The sequence below is a fragment of the Parafrankia soli genome (assembly GCF_001854695.1).
GTDB lineage: Bacteria > Actinomycetota > Actinomycetes > Frankiales > Frankiaceae > Parafrankia > Parafrankia soli.
The window spans coordinates 47,658-62,905 of the sequence record NZ_MAXA01000047.1; the positions used below are offsets into that span (position 1 = coordinate 47,658).

General features: G+C 73.0%; 26 protein-coding genes. 18 read left to right on the top strand and 8 right to left on the bottom strand.

Features of this window, described 5'->3' with window-relative positions:
• Positions 1-33: 33 nt before the first annotated feature.
• Complete coding sequence (locus BBK14_RS05970; RefSeq protein WP_071060175.1) at positions 34-717, bottom strand: alpha/beta fold hydrolase; 684 nt, start codon at positions 715-717, stop codon at positions 34-36.
• A 109-nt stretch (positions 718-826) separates the two neighbouring features.
• On the opposite strand from BBK14_RS05970, the gene BBK14_RS05975 reads away from it, so the two are divergent.
• A complete protein-coding gene (locus BBK14_RS05975) occupies positions 827-1,306 on the top strand; it encodes a MarR family winged helix-turn-helix transcriptional regulator (RefSeq protein WP_071060176.1) in 480 nt (159 codons plus the stop codon).
• Positions 1,306-3,246 (top strand): MFS transporter, encoded by a 1,941-nt coding sequence (locus BBK14_RS05980; protein ID WP_071060177.1) that lies wholly within the window; start codon positions 1,306-1,308, stop codon positions 3,244-3,246. The genes BBK14_RS05975 and BBK14_RS05980 overlap by 1 nt, the downstream gene beginning before the upstream one ends.
• Here the strand turns inward: BBK14_RS05980 and BBK14_RS05985 are convergent.
• Complete coding sequence (locus tag BBK14_RS05985; RefSeq protein ID WP_083390750.1) at positions 3,224-3,892, bottom strand: response regulator; 669 nt, start codon at positions 3,890-3,892, stop codon at positions 3,224-3,226. The two genes, BBK14_RS05980 and BBK14_RS05985, sit on opposite strands and share 23 nt — an antisense overlap.
• Positions 3,889-4,641 carry a sensor histidine kinase gene (locus BBK14_RS05990; protein ID WP_338045425.1) on the bottom strand — a complete coding sequence of 251 codons (753 nt, stop codon included), beginning with the start codon at positions 4,639-4,641 and terminating at the stop codon, positions 3,889-3,891. The genes BBK14_RS05985 and BBK14_RS05990 overlap by 4 nt, the downstream gene beginning before the upstream one ends.
• Here BBK14_RS05990 and BBK14_RS37690 point away from each other — a divergent pair.
• From BBK14_RS37690 to BBK14_RS06060, 16 genes are all read left to right on the top strand, one after another.
• On the top strand, positions 4,555-5,283 hold the full coding sequence (locus BBK14_RS37690; protein WP_131802174.1) for a hypothetical protein: 729 nt from the start codon (positions 4,555-4,557) through the stop codon (positions 5,281-5,283). The genes BBK14_RS05990 and BBK14_RS37690 overlap by 87 nt on opposite strands.
• A complete protein-coding gene (locus BBK14_RS06000; protein WP_071060179.1) occupies positions 5,280-5,591 on the top strand; it encodes a hypothetical protein in 312 nt (103 codons plus the stop codon). The genes BBK14_RS37690 and BBK14_RS06000 overlap by 4 nt, the downstream gene beginning before the upstream one ends.
• Positions 5,588-5,806 (top strand): hypothetical protein, encoded by a 219-nt coding sequence (locus BBK14_RS06005; protein WP_071060180.1) that lies wholly within the window; start codon positions 5,588-5,590, stop codon positions 5,804-5,806. Before BBK14_RS06000 ends, BBK14_RS06005 begins: the two co-directional genes overlap by 4 nt.
• Positions 5,803-6,009: a hypothetical protein gene (locus tag BBK14_RS06010; protein WP_071060181.1), complete on the top strand. Its 207-nt coding sequence runs from the start codon at positions 5,803-5,805 to the stop codon at positions 6,007-6,009. Before BBK14_RS06005 ends, BBK14_RS06010 begins: the two co-directional genes overlap by 4 nt.
• A complete protein-coding gene (locus BBK14_RS06015; RefSeq protein WP_071060182.1) occupies positions 6,006-6,290 on the top strand; it encodes a DUF7352 domain-containing protein in 285 nt (94 codons plus the stop codon). The genes BBK14_RS06010 and BBK14_RS06015 overlap by 4 nt, the downstream gene beginning before the upstream one ends.
• Positions 6,287-6,484 (top strand): hypothetical protein, encoded by a 198-nt coding sequence (locus tag BBK14_RS06020; RefSeq protein ID WP_071060183.1) that lies wholly within the window; start codon positions 6,287-6,289, stop codon positions 6,482-6,484. The genes BBK14_RS06015 and BBK14_RS06020 overlap by 4 nt, the downstream gene beginning before the upstream one ends.
• Positions 6,481-6,618, top strand: coding sequence for a hypothetical protein (locus BBK14_RS38105; protein ID WP_157904216.1), 138 nt, complete (start codon positions 6,481-6,483; stop codon positions 6,616-6,618). The genes BBK14_RS06020 and BBK14_RS38105 overlap by 4 nt, the downstream gene beginning before the upstream one ends.
• A 90-nt stretch (positions 6,619-6,708) precedes the next feature.
• A complete protein-coding gene (locus BBK14_RS06025; RefSeq protein ID WP_071060184.1) occupies positions 6,709-7,011 on the top strand; it encodes a hypothetical protein in 303 nt (100 codons plus the stop codon).
• Positions 7,011-7,160 carry a hypothetical protein gene (locus BBK14_RS38745; protein WP_198541184.1) on the top strand — a complete coding sequence of 50 codons (150 nt, stop codon included), beginning with the start codon at positions 7,011-7,013 and terminating at the stop codon, positions 7,158-7,160. Before BBK14_RS06025 ends, BBK14_RS38745 begins: the two co-directional genes overlap by 1 nt.
• Complete coding sequence (locus BBK14_RS06030; protein ID WP_071060185.1) at positions 7,157-7,948, top strand: DUF2637 domain-containing protein; 792 nt, start codon at positions 7,157-7,159, stop codon at positions 7,946-7,948. Before BBK14_RS38745 ends, BBK14_RS06030 begins: the two co-directional genes overlap by 4 nt.
• A 124-nt stretch (positions 7,949-8,072) precedes the next feature.
• Positions 8,073-10,079 (top strand): hypothetical protein, encoded by a 2,007-nt coding sequence (locus BBK14_RS06035; RefSeq protein WP_071060186.1) that lies wholly within the window; start codon positions 8,073-8,075, stop codon positions 10,077-10,079.
• A 157-nt stretch (positions 10,080-10,236) separates the two neighbouring features.
• Positions 10,237-10,431, top strand: coding sequence for a hypothetical protein (locus tag BBK14_RS06040; RefSeq protein ID WP_071060187.1), 195 nt, complete (start codon positions 10,237-10,239; stop codon positions 10,429-10,431).
• Between the two features lie 4 nt (positions 10,432-10,435).
• On the top strand, positions 10,436-10,654 hold the full coding sequence (locus BBK14_RS06045; RefSeq protein ID WP_071060188.1) for a hypothetical protein: 219 nt from the start codon (positions 10,436-10,438) through the stop codon (positions 10,652-10,654).
• Positions 10,654-10,983 carry a hypothetical protein gene (locus BBK14_RS06050; RefSeq protein WP_071060189.1) on the top strand — a complete coding sequence of 110 codons (330 nt, stop codon included), beginning with the start codon at positions 10,654-10,656 and terminating at the stop codon, positions 10,981-10,983. Before BBK14_RS06045 ends, BBK14_RS06050 begins: the two co-directional genes overlap by 1 nt.
• 192 nt (positions 10,984-11,175) lie before the next feature.
• A complete protein-coding gene (locus BBK14_RS06055; RefSeq protein ID WP_071060190.1) occupies positions 11,176-12,129 on the top strand; it encodes a hypothetical protein in 954 nt (317 codons plus the stop codon).
• A gap of 128 nt (positions 12,130-12,257) precedes the next feature.
• Entirely contained in the window at positions 12,258-12,509 is a 252-nt protein-coding gene (locus tag BBK14_RS06060; RefSeq protein WP_071060191.1) for a hypothetical protein, read from the top strand.
• A gap of 412 nt (positions 12,510-12,921) precedes the next feature.
• Here BBK14_RS06060 and BBK14_RS06070 read toward each other — a convergent pair whose 3' ends face one another.
• The 5 genes from BBK14_RS06070 to BBK14_RS06090 all read right to left on the bottom strand — a co-directional run bounded on the left by BBK14_RS06070 (position 12,922) and on the right by BBK14_RS06090 (position 15,248).
• Positions 12,922-13,116: a hypothetical protein gene (locus BBK14_RS06070; protein WP_071060193.1), complete on the bottom strand. Its 195-nt coding sequence runs from the start codon at positions 13,114-13,116 to the stop codon at positions 12,922-12,924.
• 112 nt (positions 13,117-13,228) lie between these two features.
• Positions 13,229-14,083: a peptidoglycan recognition protein family protein gene (locus BBK14_RS06075; RefSeq protein WP_083390758.1), complete on the bottom strand. Its 855-nt coding sequence runs from the start codon at positions 14,081-14,083 to the stop codon at positions 13,229-13,231.
• Entirely contained in the window at positions 14,080-14,295 is a 216-nt protein-coding gene (locus BBK14_RS06080) for a hypothetical protein (protein WP_071060195.1), read from the bottom strand. The genes BBK14_RS06075 and BBK14_RS06080 overlap by 4 nt, the downstream gene beginning before the upstream one ends.
• Entirely contained in the window at positions 14,295-14,588 is a 294-nt protein-coding gene (locus BBK14_RS06085; protein ID WP_071060196.1) for a hypothetical protein, read from the bottom strand. Before BBK14_RS06085 ends, BBK14_RS06080 begins: the two co-directional genes overlap by 1 nt.
• Positions 14,589-14,810: 222 nt before the next feature.
• The gene (locus tag BBK14_RS06090; protein WP_071060197.1) at positions 14,811-15,248 is read right to left on the bottom strand and encodes a hypothetical protein; all 438 of its coding nucleotides are present in this window, start codon (positions 15,246-15,248) and stop codon (positions 14,811-14,813) included.

Sequence of the window (15,248 nt, forward strand, 5' to 3'; positions counted from 1 at the left end):
GGCGCCTGGCCGCGCGCCTGCCCGCCGGGGCGGTCAGACGCCGAGGAAGTCCAGCACGGCGTTCATCGCCCGCGGGTTGGCCTGCACGGAATAGTGGTCCGCGCCCTCGATGGTCCGTCCGGTGGCCTTGGGGAACAGCGCGGCCAGCTCCTCGGGTGAGCCCGCCCCCTCGTCCCGTTCGCCGGTGACGATCAGGACCTCGCAGCCGACGGTGGCCAGCTCGGCCGTGGTGAGCGTCCGCCTCGGCCGGCGGGCGAACGCGTCCACCGCCGCCATGTCGTTGCCGGCGCGCCGGGCGAGCCCGCGGATCAGGCGGGCCAGGATGTCGGTGCCGTCGTCCTCGGACGGTGTGGCACCGAGAACCGGGCCCCGCTGCGGGCGGGGCTCCAGCAGCCGTGGGCCGACGCCCATCAGGGCGAGCCGGTTGAACGGCGCCAGCCCGCGCACCGCGCACTCGAGCAACAGGTGGGCGCCGGCGGAGAAGCCCACGGCGTCGACGGCGCCGCGCCCGGCGAACGCCTCGGCGATCTCGGCGGCGGCGTCGGGGTAGGCCGCCGGATCGGTGTCCCGGCGGGAGCGGCCGTGTCCGGGCAGGTCGACCGCGACGACCTCGCGGCCCGTCTCCTGGAGCAGGTCGATCCAGCCGGCTGCACGCCAGCCGTGTTCGCTCGACGACGCGAGGCCGTGGACGAGAACCACCGGCGCGATGTCAGCCATGCCCGAACAGTAAGCCCAGATCACCGGCCGGCGCTCCCGATTCCGGGACGTCGGCCCACTGACCCGGACACATCTGGTCAGGCTGGACTTGTAAGTCTAGGCTGACGGAATGTTCGCTGACGCTGAGATCGTCGAGGCGGACGCCGCCGGGCCCGTCGAACTCGCCGACCTCCTCGAGATCGCGGCCGGGCTGCGGCTGAGCATGAGCCTGCTGGGGCGGCGGCTGCGTCTGGTACAGCCCGACGGTGAGCTGACCGTCGGGGAGATCGCGGCCCTGGTGCGCCTTGAGCGCGGCGGCCCGACCACCGCCGCGGCCCTCGCGAAGCAGGAGACGATCAGCCCGCAGTCGATGGGGGCGACCCTCGGCGGCCTGGAGGAGCGTGGCCTCGTCGAACGCCGGCCCGATCCCGACGACGGCCGCCGGGTGATCCTCTCGCTCGCCGACGCCGGCCGCGAGGCGCTGCGGGACAGGCGAAACGCCCGCAGCGAGCAGCTCGCGCGGGCGCTGTCCAGCGGCTTCGACGACGACGAGCTGGCCTGCCTGAAGGCCGCCGCGCCGCTGCTCGAGCGCCTGGCGCAGCGCATCTGATGGCGGCCGTCACCAAGCACGGCGATCGCCGCTGGGCCGTCCTGGCGAACACGACCGCCGCGGTCTTCATGTCGGCGCTCGACGGCTCCATCGTCCTGATCGCCCTGCCTCCGATCTTCCTCGGCATCGACCTGGATCCGCTGGCGCCCGGTAACGTGAGCTATCTGCTCTGGATGATCATGGGATACCGCCTGGTGCAGGCGGTGCTCGTCGTGCCGCTGGGGCGGCTGGGCGACATGTTCGGCCGGGTGCGGATCTACAACGCCGGCTTTGTGGTCTTCACCGTCGCCTCCATCCTGCTGTCCTTCGATCCCTTCCACGGGCGCAGCGCCGCGATGTGGCTGATCGGCTGGCGCGTGCTGCAGGCGGTCGGCGGCTCCATGCTGGCCGCCAACTCGGCCGCGATCCTCACCGACGTGTTCCCGCCCGACCAGCGCGGTCTGGCGCTCGGCATCAACCAGGTCGCCGCGCTCGCCGGGCAGTTCATCGGCCTGGTCGCCGGCGGGGTGCTGGCCGTCCTGGACTGGCGGGCGGTGTTCTGGGTGAACGTGCCCGTCGGTGTCTTCGGCACCATCTGGGCCTACCGGACGCTGCGCGAGCCCGAGCGCCGGGACCGCCCGGAACGGGGCCGCTTCGACTGGTGGGGCAACATCACCTTCTCGGTGGGCCTGGGGGCGGTGCTGATCGCCGTCACCGAGGGCCTGCAGCCCTACAAGAACCACGCGATGGCCTGGAGCAGCCCCAAGGTCCTGGTGCTGCTCATCGGGGGAGTGGCGCTGCTGGCAGCCTTCGTCGTGATCGAGAAGCGGTTCGAGTCGCCGATGTTCGAGCTCTCGCTGTTCCGAATCCGGGCCTTCAGCGCCGGGAACGCGGCCGGCCTGGCGGTGTCGGTCGCGCGCGGCGGTCTGCAGTTCATGCTGATCATCTGGCTGCAGGGGATCTGGCTGCCCCTGCACGGCTACGACTTCGACGACACCCCGTTCTGGGCCGGAATCTACCTGTTGCCACTGACCGCCGGTGTCCTCGTGGCGGGCCCGCTGTCGGGGTTCCTGTCCGACCGCTCCGGCGCCCGCGGCCTGGCCACCACCGGGATGCTGGTGTTCGCGGGCAGCTTCGTCGGCCTCATGCTGCTGCCCGTCAACTTCTCCTACTGGGCGTTCGGCCTGCTGATCACCGTGAACGGCATCGGCGCCGGGATGTTCGCCGCGCCGAACTCGTCCTCGATCATGAGCAGCGTCCCGGCGCACCTGCGCGGGGTCGGATCCGGGATGCGCTCGACCTTCCAGAACGCCGGCGGCGCGCTGTCCATCGGGCTCTTCTTCTCACTCATGGTCGCCGGGCTGGCGGGCAGCCTGCCGGGAGCCTTCTCCGCCGGCCTGCGGGCGGAGGGCGTGTCCGCCGACGTCGCCCAGCAGGTCGGTTCCCTGCCCCCGGTCGCGTCGCTGTTCGCCGCGGTGCTCGGCCTGAACCCGGTCGAGCACCTGCTGAGCTCGACCGGCACGCTGGACGACCTGACGCCGGACCACCGGGCGACCGTCACCGGCCGCGAGTTCTTCCCCCACCTCATCTCAACGCCGTTCCACGACGGCCTCGTCGTCGTGTTCGTGGCCTCGGCCCTGCTCGGCCTCATCGCCGCGGCGGCGTCGGCGCTGCGCGGTGCCCACCATGTCGAGCGGGACCCGCTCGAGCCGGTCCCGCTCGCGGTGGGCCTCCTCGAGTCGGTGCCGGCGGAGCCCGTCCTCCTCGAGGCGTCGGGCCGTGATCGGGTCGGGACCGGTGCTGCCGGGGTCGACGTAGCCGGGGCCGAGGTAGCTGGGGCCGAGGTGCCCGGGGCGGACTCGCCCGGGGCCGACGCGGCCGGTCCCGGGCCCGAAGCGTCGGGTCCGGCCGGGCCGGGTCCGGGCGCGACCGGACCGCTCAGGGGCGGCCCCCCGGGGTGACCAGTCCCGTCTCGTAGGCGACGACGACCGCCTGCACCCGGTCCCGCAGCCGCAGTTTGCCGAGGATCCGGGCCACATGAGTCTTCACCGTGGCCTCACTGAGCTGGAAACGTGCGGCCAGCTCGGCGTTGCTCAGACCACGCGCGAGGAACCGGAGGACCTCGAGCTCCCGCGGGGTGAGCGTCGCCAGGTCGCGGTGCGTCGCGGCGGCCACCCGCTCCGGTGAGGCGAACCGTTCCACCAACCGGCGGGTGATCGTCGGCGCGAGCAGCGCGTCCCCCGCGCGGACCAGCCGGACGGCGGCCACCAGCTGTTCGGGACTGACGTCCTTGAGCAGGAAGCCGCTGGCCCCGGCGGTCAGCGCCGCGTAGACGTACTGGTCGACGTCGAACGTCGTCAGGATGATCACCCGGGGCGCCTCCGCCGTGCCGCTCAGGATCCGGCGGGTGGCCTCCAGCCCGTCCATCACCGGCATGCGGATGTCCATGAGCACGACGTCCGGGCGGGTCCGCCGGACAGCGTCGACGGCCTGGGCGCCGTCGGCGGCGTCGGCGGCCACCTCGATCCCGTCGGCGGTGAGGATCATCCGGAACCCGGCCCGGACCAGCGCCTGGTCGTCGGCGACGACCACCCGTGGCGGGGTCACGGGCCGTCCAGCGGGATCTCGGCCAGCACCCGGTACCCGCCGGTCGGGCGCGGGCCCGCCGCCAGCGTGCCGCCGTAGACGGCGAGCCGTTCCCGCAGGCCGAGCAGCCCGGCGCCGCTGCCCGCCCCGGCGGCCGCCGCCCGGACGCCGCCGCTGTCGGTCACCTCGACCCGGACCAGACCCGGTGCGTAGACCACGGCGACCCGGACCCGCGCCCCGGCGGCGTGCCTGACGGCATTGGTCAGGGCCTCCTGCACCACGCGGAACGCGGCCAGGTCGACGCCGGCGGGCAACGGCACCGGCGTTCCCGTCGCACTCAGCTCGACGTCCACTCCGGTGTCGCGAACGCGCCGCACCAGCTCGTCGACCCGGCCGAGCCCCGGCTGTGGGCTGGGGCCCGGGCCGTCGTCCCCCCCATCCGGGGCACCGCCACTCATCGTCAGCAGGCCCATCACGTGACGCAGCTCGGTCATCGCGCTGCGGCCGCTGGTCTCGACCGCACGGATGGCCTCGCGCGCCAGATCGGGGTTGGCGTCGAGCACCTTGCGGGCGGCGCCGGCCTGGATCACCATCACGCTCACATTGTTGGAAATGCCCTCTGACCTGCGTGGCCCAACATCACGAAGGCCTGTGGCGCCCGTCTGGCGCCCGACAGGGGGATCATGACCCGCACCGACCCGCCCAACCCGACCGACGGCCCGGCCCGGCCGCCGCTCACCGGCGCCGAGCGCGCCCAGCTCGACAGCCACCTGCGCGAGGCGAACAAGGGCACCGCCCTCGCCCGCGAAGCGGACCCGGACAGCCGAGCGTTCCCGGGGCTCCTCACTCAGGCCGCCGCGGAGCTCGACGCCGCCCGGCGGATCGTCCACGGCCCCGACGACACCGCCGCGCTCGCCATCGCTGGCGTCCTCGCGCCCACCGACGACGACCGGATCACCTGCGCTGCCGCCTACGTCGGCCACGGCGACGACACCGACGTCGACCCCGAGGGGATCGGCGCCGCCCTCGACGTGTTCGCCGCCCGGCTCGCCGAGCGTCTCCCCGCCAGCAGCCCGGCCGTGCTCGGCGACACCGACCGGGACGCGATCGCCACCGCCCTCGTCACCGCCATGGGCAACGCGGAGTACTCACCCCGCGGCATGGCCGCCGCCGCGGTCCGCGTCGTGAACCGGCTCCTCGCCGACCGGGCACCCGAGCTGGCCCCGCCCGCCGCGTCCTCGCCGCTCGTCACCGACAGCGGCCAGCCCGCCCGGCTCGTCATCCGGCCCGAAGACGTCGAGGTCGCCGAACGCGCATGGCTCAGGGGCGGCATACAGGGCGCGCTGGAGTCCTACGCCCGCCGCATCGAGCTGGGCCTGGCCGTCGGGACCACTGCCGAGGCCGACCAGTGACCGCCCCGACCGCCGTCGAGCGGGTCGCCGCGGTCGCCGACACGATGCAGGTCACCGTTCGCGACCGGGCAGCCGAGGCGCCGTGGGGCTCCGGCCTGACCACCCCGATCACCCGGAAGATCACTATCTCCGCGCTCTGCCCGGTCTGCGGCGGCCGTCGCGGTGAGCCGTTCGGGATCAACTCCTGCGACGACGGGGCCTACTACTGGGTGCAGGGCTGGAACAACCCGTGCGGCCACCGCGACATGTACGTGGCCGTGCTCGCCGAGGCGCGCGAGCTGGAGCGCCGGACGGGCGGTGCCGCGTGACCGACCCTCGCAGGATCGCGGAAATCGTCGCCCGCGAACTCCAGAACACGGACCACGAGGACATCGGCAACATCATCACCGGCAGCCTCGGGAACGTCGTCGAGTTCACGATCTATCCGCGCGACAGGTTCGGCGTGCTCCAGACGGAGGATCCGATCGTGGTGCACGCCGTGCTGCGCCACGGCCCGTTCGAGGCGACGGGCGGCTCCGCGTGACCCCCGAAGAGATGGCAGACCGGGCCGCCGACCTCGCCCAGGCCGCCGACCGATCGCAAGACATCGAGCTTGGCAACCACTACGCCCTCATGTCGCTCGCCTACTCGCAGGCCGTCGCCGCCAGCGCGCACGTTCTGGCGGTCAGGCTCGCCCGGGATGAGGCCGTTGCCGAGATCCAGCGCCGGACGGGTGGTGCCACGTGAAGACCGTCGTGTGGAAGCACCCACTCCCCGACGTCAAGAACCACCTCGACCTCACCCGCGGCGCGAAGATCCTGACCTTCGCCGAGCAGAACGGCGCCCTGTTCCTCTGGGAGGCCCACGACCCGAGCGCGGCTGGCGCGGTCGCTCGGGCGTTCGAGGTGGTCGGTACCGGCTGGCCGGCCGACGTCGACCCGGTCCGGTACATCGGCACCGCGCAGACGCGCGGCGGGTTCGTGTTCCACCTGTTCGAGACCACCGACCTGGCCGACGGTGCCGCGTGATCGACCTCGACCCCACGCTGCACCACCGCCTCGCCCGGCCGGTCGATCCGGCCCCCGGGCGCAGCCTCACCGCCCGCGCGGCCGGCGGCCTCGCTGTCACCCTCGGCGGACTCGCCATCGGCATCAGCAGCGCCGTGATCGCCCTCTACGGCCTCGGCGCGGCGATCGTCACCTACCGGCTGTGGCCGCTGTGAGCCGCTGGTGGCGCCACCTCAGCCCCGACTGGCGGGAGGCGATCACGGTCAGCGTCACCCTGCTCGGCCTCGCCGTCGCGATCGGCCTCGTCATCCTCGCCGGCTGGGCATCGCTCCTGCCGCCCGCCAGCTGACGCAAGACGGCCTCGGCCGTGGTGGTGGAACACCGCGACCGAGGCCTTGATCCCCATCCATCCCGACATCACCGGGAGCTCTGAGAACCCGTGCACACTGTCCTCGTTCGCACCGGCCCCCGTCAGGCACTCGCCCTGGCCATTGGGTTCGTGTTGCTTACCAGCCACCCCACGTTGCTCGTCCACGCCGGCGAGGCGGCCGCCCTCCTCCTGGCCGTCATCGCCGCCCGCCGGGCCTACAACACCGCCGCCGGAGTGTGGATGCTCGCCCGCGTCCACCCCGGCCGGTACATCGCCTACGGCGCGCTCGCCGCCTGGGCGCTCGTCGCCCTGTCCGCCGGTGAGACCAGCCTCGTCTACGGCACCACCGGGAACATGGCGGTGGCCCGCTGATGGCCGCCATCCACTCCTGCCCGGCCTGCCCGCTCTGCCAGACCGGCCGCAACCTCGCCGAGCTCGCACAGCTCCGCGACCGGCACCGGGACATCAACCACGGCAGCCTCAGCCGCAGCGACGACCCCGGACAGCAGGCCAGCCGATGAGCCCCGACGAGGAACTCCGACAGCTCCGCCGCCTCCGCTCGCTCGTCGTCACCGGCCTCGCCCTCGGCATCGCCGGCACCACCGCCGCCAACGTCCTCCACGCACAGAACAGCACCCCCGCCCGGATCATCAGCGCCTGGGCGCCACTCACCCTCTTCTTCGTGCTGGAGGTCATCACTCGGGCGCCCACCCCGGCCCGCTGGTGGCTCCGCCTCACCGTCTGGCTCGGCGCCACCGTGCTCGGCGGCGGTGCCGCGTTTGTGTCGTACCGGCACATGGTCGCCGTGGCCTCCCGCTACGGGGAGGACGGGACCGCCGCCCACCTACTGCCAGTCCTCGTCGACGGCCTCGTCGTGGTGATGAGCGCGTTCCTGGTCGACCTCAGCGCCCGCATCCGCGCACTCGCCGCAGCCGGTGCACCGGAGATACCCTCCCCTGCCCACCCGACCAGGCAGCCCGCCCCGGAGCTGCCCGCGGCCCCCGACAGCCTCGGCGACGGCCCGGATCCGATCAGCCGGCTCCGTTCCATCTCGATCGTCGGGGATGCGCATCCGCCGTACGGGGATACCGCATCCGCCCTCGACGACGACACGACCCGCGCCGAACGGCTCGACATCGCCGTCGAGGCATATGAGTACCTCCGCGGAGCCGGCGAAGTCACCCGCACGGCGTGGCTGGCCGAGTTCCGCCGCCGCGGCGGACGCGTCCAATCCGACGCGATAACCGGCCTGTGGGCAGACACGCAGGCACGCGGCGCCACCCTCGGGGACGCGGCACGACATGGGTGAGCCGGGCATCGCAGAGCAGGCGGCGGATGACACATCCCCCCGCGGACTCCTGGTCACAGGTCCGTGGGCCCGCGGCGAAGACCCGAACGCCACCCAACCGGATGCCACCCCCAGCGCATCCCGGATGTATCCGGAACGGTGGCGTCAGCGGCTCACCGAGTCCGCCGCCGAACCCGTGGCGCCACTGGTGTTCCGTGACCCCCGGCAGGCCCTCGCTAGCACGCGGTACGTCACATCCGAAGCGGCCCGGATGTGCATCCGCCGAGCCCTTCACCCCTGGGAGCTGGCGCGGATCCTCCCCCCCATCGGACGGGGCGCCTGGCGTGGGATCAGCCGCTGGTGGCGATGGGTCGCAGCCCACGACATCCGCGACGATCACATCCGACGTCCGGGCCTGAAGCCAGCCGGACGCGACGAGATCAGCGACAACCGGCAGTTCCGCGCAGCCATCTCCGGTGGCGTCCTGTTCGTCGCCAGCATTGGCGAGCTCGTCGGGTACCTCGTCGTCGGGGCGGAGGTCCCGCTGCTGTCCGTGCTCGCCGCATCCGCCATCGCAGGGACCGCCGGACGCGACCGGACAGCAGAGCGGACACCGGCCCTCGCCACGTCCGGCGCCGGGCTGCGACCCGGGATCCCCACCGGCGTCCTGGCCCGCCACGTCGTCCGCGGCCTCGAGGCGTCCCGCGTGACCGCGGAACCCGCCGCCCCTCCCGTCCAACACCGCTGGGGCTGGACCGTACCCGTCCTCACCGAAGACGAACTGACCGACAAGACCCTGCGCGCCCTCGAGCGGCGGCTACGCGCCCGCCGCGGGTCCATCACCCCGATCCCCGACCCGGACAACGCCGCCGTCACTGCGCTGCGGATCGTGCACACAGACCTACTCGGCCAGGTTGGCGGCCCCCCACCCCGCCCGCCGCTGTCGGGCAGCATCACTGAACCCGCAGACCTTGGCCGGGTCATGGACGGCGACCCGCTCATCCTCGAGCTGCTGCGCGTTCACGCCCTGTTCGTCGGCGGCACAGGGTCCGGGAAGAGTTCGGCGCTGTGGACGCTGCTGGACTGGCTCACGTCCTGCCGGGACGTGATCGTCTACGGCATCGACCTCACCGGCGGCCCCGTATTCCGCGCGTGGGGTGGCTGCATCCGCCAGGTTGCCACCGACGCCGACGCCGCCCGCGACCTGCTCGAGCGGTTCATCCGCCTATCCAAGGCCCGCGCAGACAGGCTCGGCGAACGCGCCGAACCACGGCCAGGAGGCCCGCCCCCAGGCGATGAGAACTGGGACCCCGCTGTCGACGGGCCGGCGTATGTGCTCGTCATCGACGAATACCCCGTGCTCGCTGACGCCCGCATCGACGGGAAACCCGCCCGCCTCGCGGACCTTGTCACCACCCTCGAGCGGATCGGCCGGAAAACCGCCACCCAGGCCATGCTCGCCGCGCAACGCGCCGGGAAGGGCGACCTCGGGAACACCACCGTCAAGGCCATGACCGAGGTACAGGGGCTGCTGCCCTGCGCGGCCGGCGACGTCGACATGCTCTGGCCCGGCCGGCGCTCCGAGGGCTGGCGGCCCGACCTACTCAAGGGCGCGTCCGGCCGGCGAGCCAACGACGCCGGGAAGGTGTACCTCAACGCCGCCGGGCACGACGAGCCGCGTACCAGCCGCTTCTACCGGCTCACCGTCGCCGAGATCCACCGCCGGGCCATCAAACGGATGGAAGCCGGCCTACCCGAGCCGGACGAGTACTCCGCCCGCGCGTGGGACTCCGGCGAGGACATCACCGACCTCATTGAACGCGACGTCCCGAAACTCCTGTCCGACCTGCTCGGCGCCCTCGACGTGCACCAGGTCGACGGGCTGCCGTCCGCCGCCGCTGTCGCCCACCTCGTCGAGGTCGACCCCGACGACTACGCCGACATCGCCGACCTACTGCCCGCCGCCGACGCCGGTCCAGACGAGACCCGGGCGGCCATGCAGCGGGCACAGATGGCACTCGCTCGACGGCTCGCCGTCCACGGCCTGTCCACCGCGCAGCTCGGCGGCCCCGGCAACCCGCGTGGCTACCGGCGAGCCGACATCCAGGCCTCGATCGATGGGACCTGGGACCCGCTACCAGCCCGCTCGTAAGCCGCTGCCGACCCGCTACCGGATAGCGGGTCGGCAGCAGGTCCACCGACCCGAATAGCGGGTCTGACCTGCGGATAGCGGGTCTAGCGGGTCCGCCATAGCGGGTCCGAACCACCCCCCCAACCCCGCCAGGAAACGGGAAACAGAGGAGAACGAGATGAGATTCCGTAAGCCCGCCGCCAACCCCCAGCCCACGGGGCCCGCGCCCCTGACGCCGGGTGCCGGCGACAAGCTCAGGGCCTGCGACCACTGCGGCCAGCAGGCGGTGACGATGCCCGACGGGCTGCACCTCACCTGGCACCCCAAGGTCGGGAACCCGGCCGAGGCCTGCCCCGGCTCGACGGGGGTCTGAGGCGATGGGACTGATCAGACGACTCGGCGACCGGATCGCCGGCGACACCGGCCCCACCCCGGCGGCCGACCGCACCCACTGCGGCGCCTGCGGCCACCCGTACACACCGGCCGACCCCGCGGTGTCCGTCTGCTGGGACGGCTACGCGGGCATGCGCGGCACCCACCGTGTCCACCGCTCGCACACCACCGACCCGGCCTCCGGCTACTACAAGGCCCGCTGATGGGCCTACGTGACGCGCTGCGCCGCGCGACCTCCGGCGCCTACGAGTCGCCGTCGTCTCGGACGAGCTGCGAGGACTGCGGACGGCCGTACACGACGGCGGCCCCGATGGTCCAGATCTCACTGACCCCCGGGGAGCCGCGGATGCGGGTCCACCGGGACTGTGTCCGGACGGTGCGCGACCGCCGGACGGCGGCGCTGCGGGCCGAGGTCACGGCGGCGGGCGCCCGCCTCACCCGGGCCGCCGAGTCCGGCGACTGCGGCGCATTCGATGCGGCCGTGGCGGACGGGGTTCGGGCGCGCCGCGCGCTGAAGGGGCTGGGCGGCTGACCACGGCGGCCCCGGCCGTTACACCCCCGCAACTTTTGCTCACCGAAAGTGCCCATCGCTACTACTCTGCGCAGCACAGATCACACCAACCGCACCCACTAGACGGGGAGAAACCATGGACACAGCGCGGGCGCGCGCGCACCCTGAGCATCACAACGACCGACCGAGGGGGCGCGCCCCCGGGAGGCACACATGCCACACGCCAGCCGCCGGGGCCTACTCGCCGCCGGCACCTTCGTCATCGCCGCAGGGGCGGTCGGACTCGTGACCGCCGACCAGATCGGCACCACCAGCGAGGAACGCGACCGCACCCAGCGCGAGCTCGACGCCGTCGCCACCCAGTGGGAACACCACGGCCCCCAGACCTCCCGAGCCCGGCTCTACGCCATCCAGAACCGGCTCGCCGTCGCCGGCCGACCCACCCGCGAATGGGCCGAACTCCAAGCCCTCGCCCTCGTCATGATCGCCGAAGCGGAGCTTGGCGCCGGGGAACCCCACGCCGCCGCCGACACCGCCCGGCACGCCTACGACGTCGCCCGACATGCTCGCCATCCCCTCTACCAGGCGCACGCCAGTCTCATCGCCGCCACCATCGCCGCCGACCGCGACCCCGACAACATCCAGCCCATCCGCAACCTGCACACCGCCGCGGTCAACGCCGGGTCCAGCGCCGTGTCGGTCGTCGCCACCACCCTCGCCGCGCAGTCCGCGGCACGACGCCGCGGCGACCCGAAGTCCATCGCCGCGACCCTCGCCCGCGCCGAGACGCTCCAAGAGCAGCTCCCCGCCGTCTCCGAATGGCCGTACTGGACCCCCGCCCACCTCCACGCCTTCGGCGCCCTGGCCCTCATCCGCGCCGGAGCGTTCGGGCAGGCATCCGAATGGCTCGCCACCGCCGAGCAGGAAGCTGACGGGCAGCCAGGGCTGGGTGTGGTCATCACCCTGTACCGGGCCCGTGGGCATGCCGCCGGAGGCGAATGGGACGCCGCCCGCGAGTACGCCGCCGACGCGGTCGGGCAGGCCGCAGCCCGCGGCGGGGCGGCGTGGCTGTCGTCGGGCATCGAGGAGATGGCCCGCGGCGCGACGGCGGCGGATCCCGGCTCCGCACCCGAGTGGATGCCGCTACGGGCAGCCGCGTCGGTCTGACGTGAGCGGCCCTGTCTCCCGGCGCGGGGGGACAGGGCCGAACATGATCGTATCGCCCGGATCGGCAACGGTCCGGGCGATCACCGACCTACTGAACATCCGCGACGACGCGACCACGGGGAGACAGCATGGCGTGGAATAAGCGGGGCAGCACCGGCGGCGGGGCGAGCACCGGCCGCGACGGTGTCAAACGCGGCGGGAAGGACGAGGTCGCGAAGACCAACGTGAAATCGGTCGAGTTCGCGGACTGCCCGACCTGCAACGGTGCGAAGGTCGTCGTCGTCGACAAGGTCGAGAGTGACGAGGACGGCCAGTTCACGGGCACGCAGGAGAAGAAGTGCGGCGCCTGCGGTGGCACCGGCAAGGTGCGGAAGAAGTAGTGGACGTCCCCGAGGCCGCGCGTGAGCCGGTTGTGCCGATGCTAGCGCTGGTCGCGTGCAACAAATGCCGGCGGCGCCGCGGCGCCCAGCTGCATGCGACGGGCAGCGTGGAGCCGATCCCGGAGCATGGGACCTGTCCGCACGGCAAGCCACTGCGAAAGGTGTGGGCGCCGGGCCACGGGCCCGGGTCGGAGCCACCCGAGGACTCCGGGTACGACCGGACCCCGCCTGTCTGACCCCGGACATGACGAAGCCCCGCCCGGGGGGTGGGACGGGGCTTCGTTGCAGATGCACCGGGAGGAGCACCTGCCCGCAGGCTAACGCGCACTCTCAGGCCCAGACACGACGAAACGCCGGCCACCCCGGGTGGGGTGACCGGCGCTCGCGCGTCAGGGGGGAACGCCCCCGCAGGCTACCGGGCGTCGAGCTTCGCCACCGGCGTCACCCGCTTCCGCGTCTCCCACGTCGTCCACACCGCCAGCACCGCACCGGCCAGACCGATGACCCACTGCTGGGTCGCATCGTCCAGCACCAGCACCCCCGTGCCGGCCAGCGCCAGCAGGACGTACTTCACAGCGTCGAGGATAAGTACGGGCTCGAACTTCACAGGGTCTCCTTCGGACGGGTGGACGGGTAAACACGGGGAGACGTGGCCTCCCACCAAGACCGGCGGCTATCGGCAAGCCAGGCACGGAACCGGCCAGCCAGACGGCGACGGCTCACGAGGTGCGCCCGGCGTAGAGCTGCCGCAGCCGTGCGCCCGACGCCTCCACGAACGCCACCAGCGCCACCGGATCCGTCGCAGCGTCGATCGCGGCGAGCATCCGATCGACCGTCAGCGGCTCGCCGACCGGCTGCTGGGCGAGGATCTGCTGCAACTGCCGACCCAGCGCGCCGATGCCGTCGGCTGCCGTCTTCGCCTGGTTGAACGTCGCCTGGGTCGCGCGGAGCGTCTCCCGGCTCGTACCAGCCCACGACTCCTGACCCTGCGCGGTGCCCTCGTTGAGGACCTTCCGTAGCGTCGGCTCGTCCATGTCGTCCTCCAGTTCGCTGGGTGGTGGGGTGGCCGGCTGGCCGAGAGCGGCGGCGAGGATGTCGCGGCGCCGGCCCGCGCGCAGGTCCCCCGGGCACGAGTGGCCACCCCACGCCGACCCGCCCATCCGATGCGTGCCGAGGCCGTAGCCGTTCGGGTCATCGGTGATCTGCGCCGGCCAGGCGAACACGTCCATGCCCCACCGGTAGATCTCGGCGAGACGCTGGACCTGCGCGGGCGTGTAGTCCTCGGCGACGTAGCCTTCGCACTCGACGCTGACCCAGAACCGGTTCCCGGCCGCCTGCGCCCACGCCCGATCGGTCAGGGACACGTACTGCTCGACGACGCCGGCCTTGGACACCCACAGGTGCGCGGACACCTGGCTCGCCGAGTTGGAGAACCAGCCGAACAGCGAACCGTTGCCTTCCGCGACGTGCGGGATCAGACCCCGGGTCGGGACGACGATCCCGCCGGCGGTGAAGTGCCGGTCGAGGGGCCGCCAGACAGCACCCGGGTACCGGGTCGGGTAGGTCACGGTCAGCCTCCCGTTCGCAGCGACCACCACAGCAGCCCGCCCGACACGGCCAGGCCCAGCACCAGCCCCGCCCAGAACCGCAGCCGCGCCGCCGCCGACTCGGCTGGGCGCCGGCCCTGCGCGCGCATCCACCGCGGCGCCGGCTCACCTGCCTCGGACCATGTCTGCCGCCGCCCGGCCGACCAGTCATCCGCCTCCCGCCACCACGGCGCGGCCATCACATCTGCCCCCCACCCAGCGAGCAGACCCGCACATGCTCATCCCGCCACGCCTCCAGGCGCACCAGCCGATCCGCCACCTCGTCGCGGGCCGTGACCCTGTCCTCCAACACCCGCAGCCGTTCCGCGACCGACGGCACCTCCCGCAGGCCGCGGATCGGATCCGCCGGCGTCCCGCAGACGACGTCCTCGATCGCGCCCAACTTGTGGAGGACACGGACGAGGGCGGCGGCCAGGGCGAGGACGGCCGCCGCGCCGACGGTGGCGCCAATCGACGCCAGCAGCGCGCTCACGATGCAGCCACCGTCACGCCCACCTGTCCCCCTCGACCTCGATCGGCTGCGGTAGCGACACCTCGACCGGTCGCGTGGCGACCCGGCCATCTCGCGTGCCCCGGCCACCTCGCCGGCCTGGCCGCCGGCGCCGTGGGATGTAGTCCCGCGACGGCGTGGATGTCGCGGCGGCGCCGACAGGCTGCCGCTCCGGTGCTATCGCCACGGGCTGCTCGGGTTCGGTCACGTCGTGACCTTCACGGGTCCCTCGATCAACAGGAAGTCGTTGACGGCCCAGGTGAACGGCGTGGTGGCGTTCCACTGGGTGCCGGACGGCCCGTAGATACGGTCGAGCTGGGTGCCGCCGCCGGACTGGAGCACGGCGCGCCCGACGTACCCGGCGCTGGCGCTGTTGTCCCAGGCGAACGCGGAGACGGTCTGGCGGTGGGCGCTGCCGTCTCCAGACAGGCCGCCGGGCAGGGTGAGGCCGAGCCCGGCCGAGATCGAGCTGGTGGAGCCGAACGTGAACTGGGCGATCAGCTCGGCAGTCTCGTTCCCGACTCGCCGCCACTCCCCGGCCCGCGTCCCGTTGCCGAGCGTGAAGTTCGTGAACGACGCGGTGAACGACTCCCAGTCGGTGAAGGCGTCCTCGGCGCGGATCAGGTCACCTGCCAGGACCAC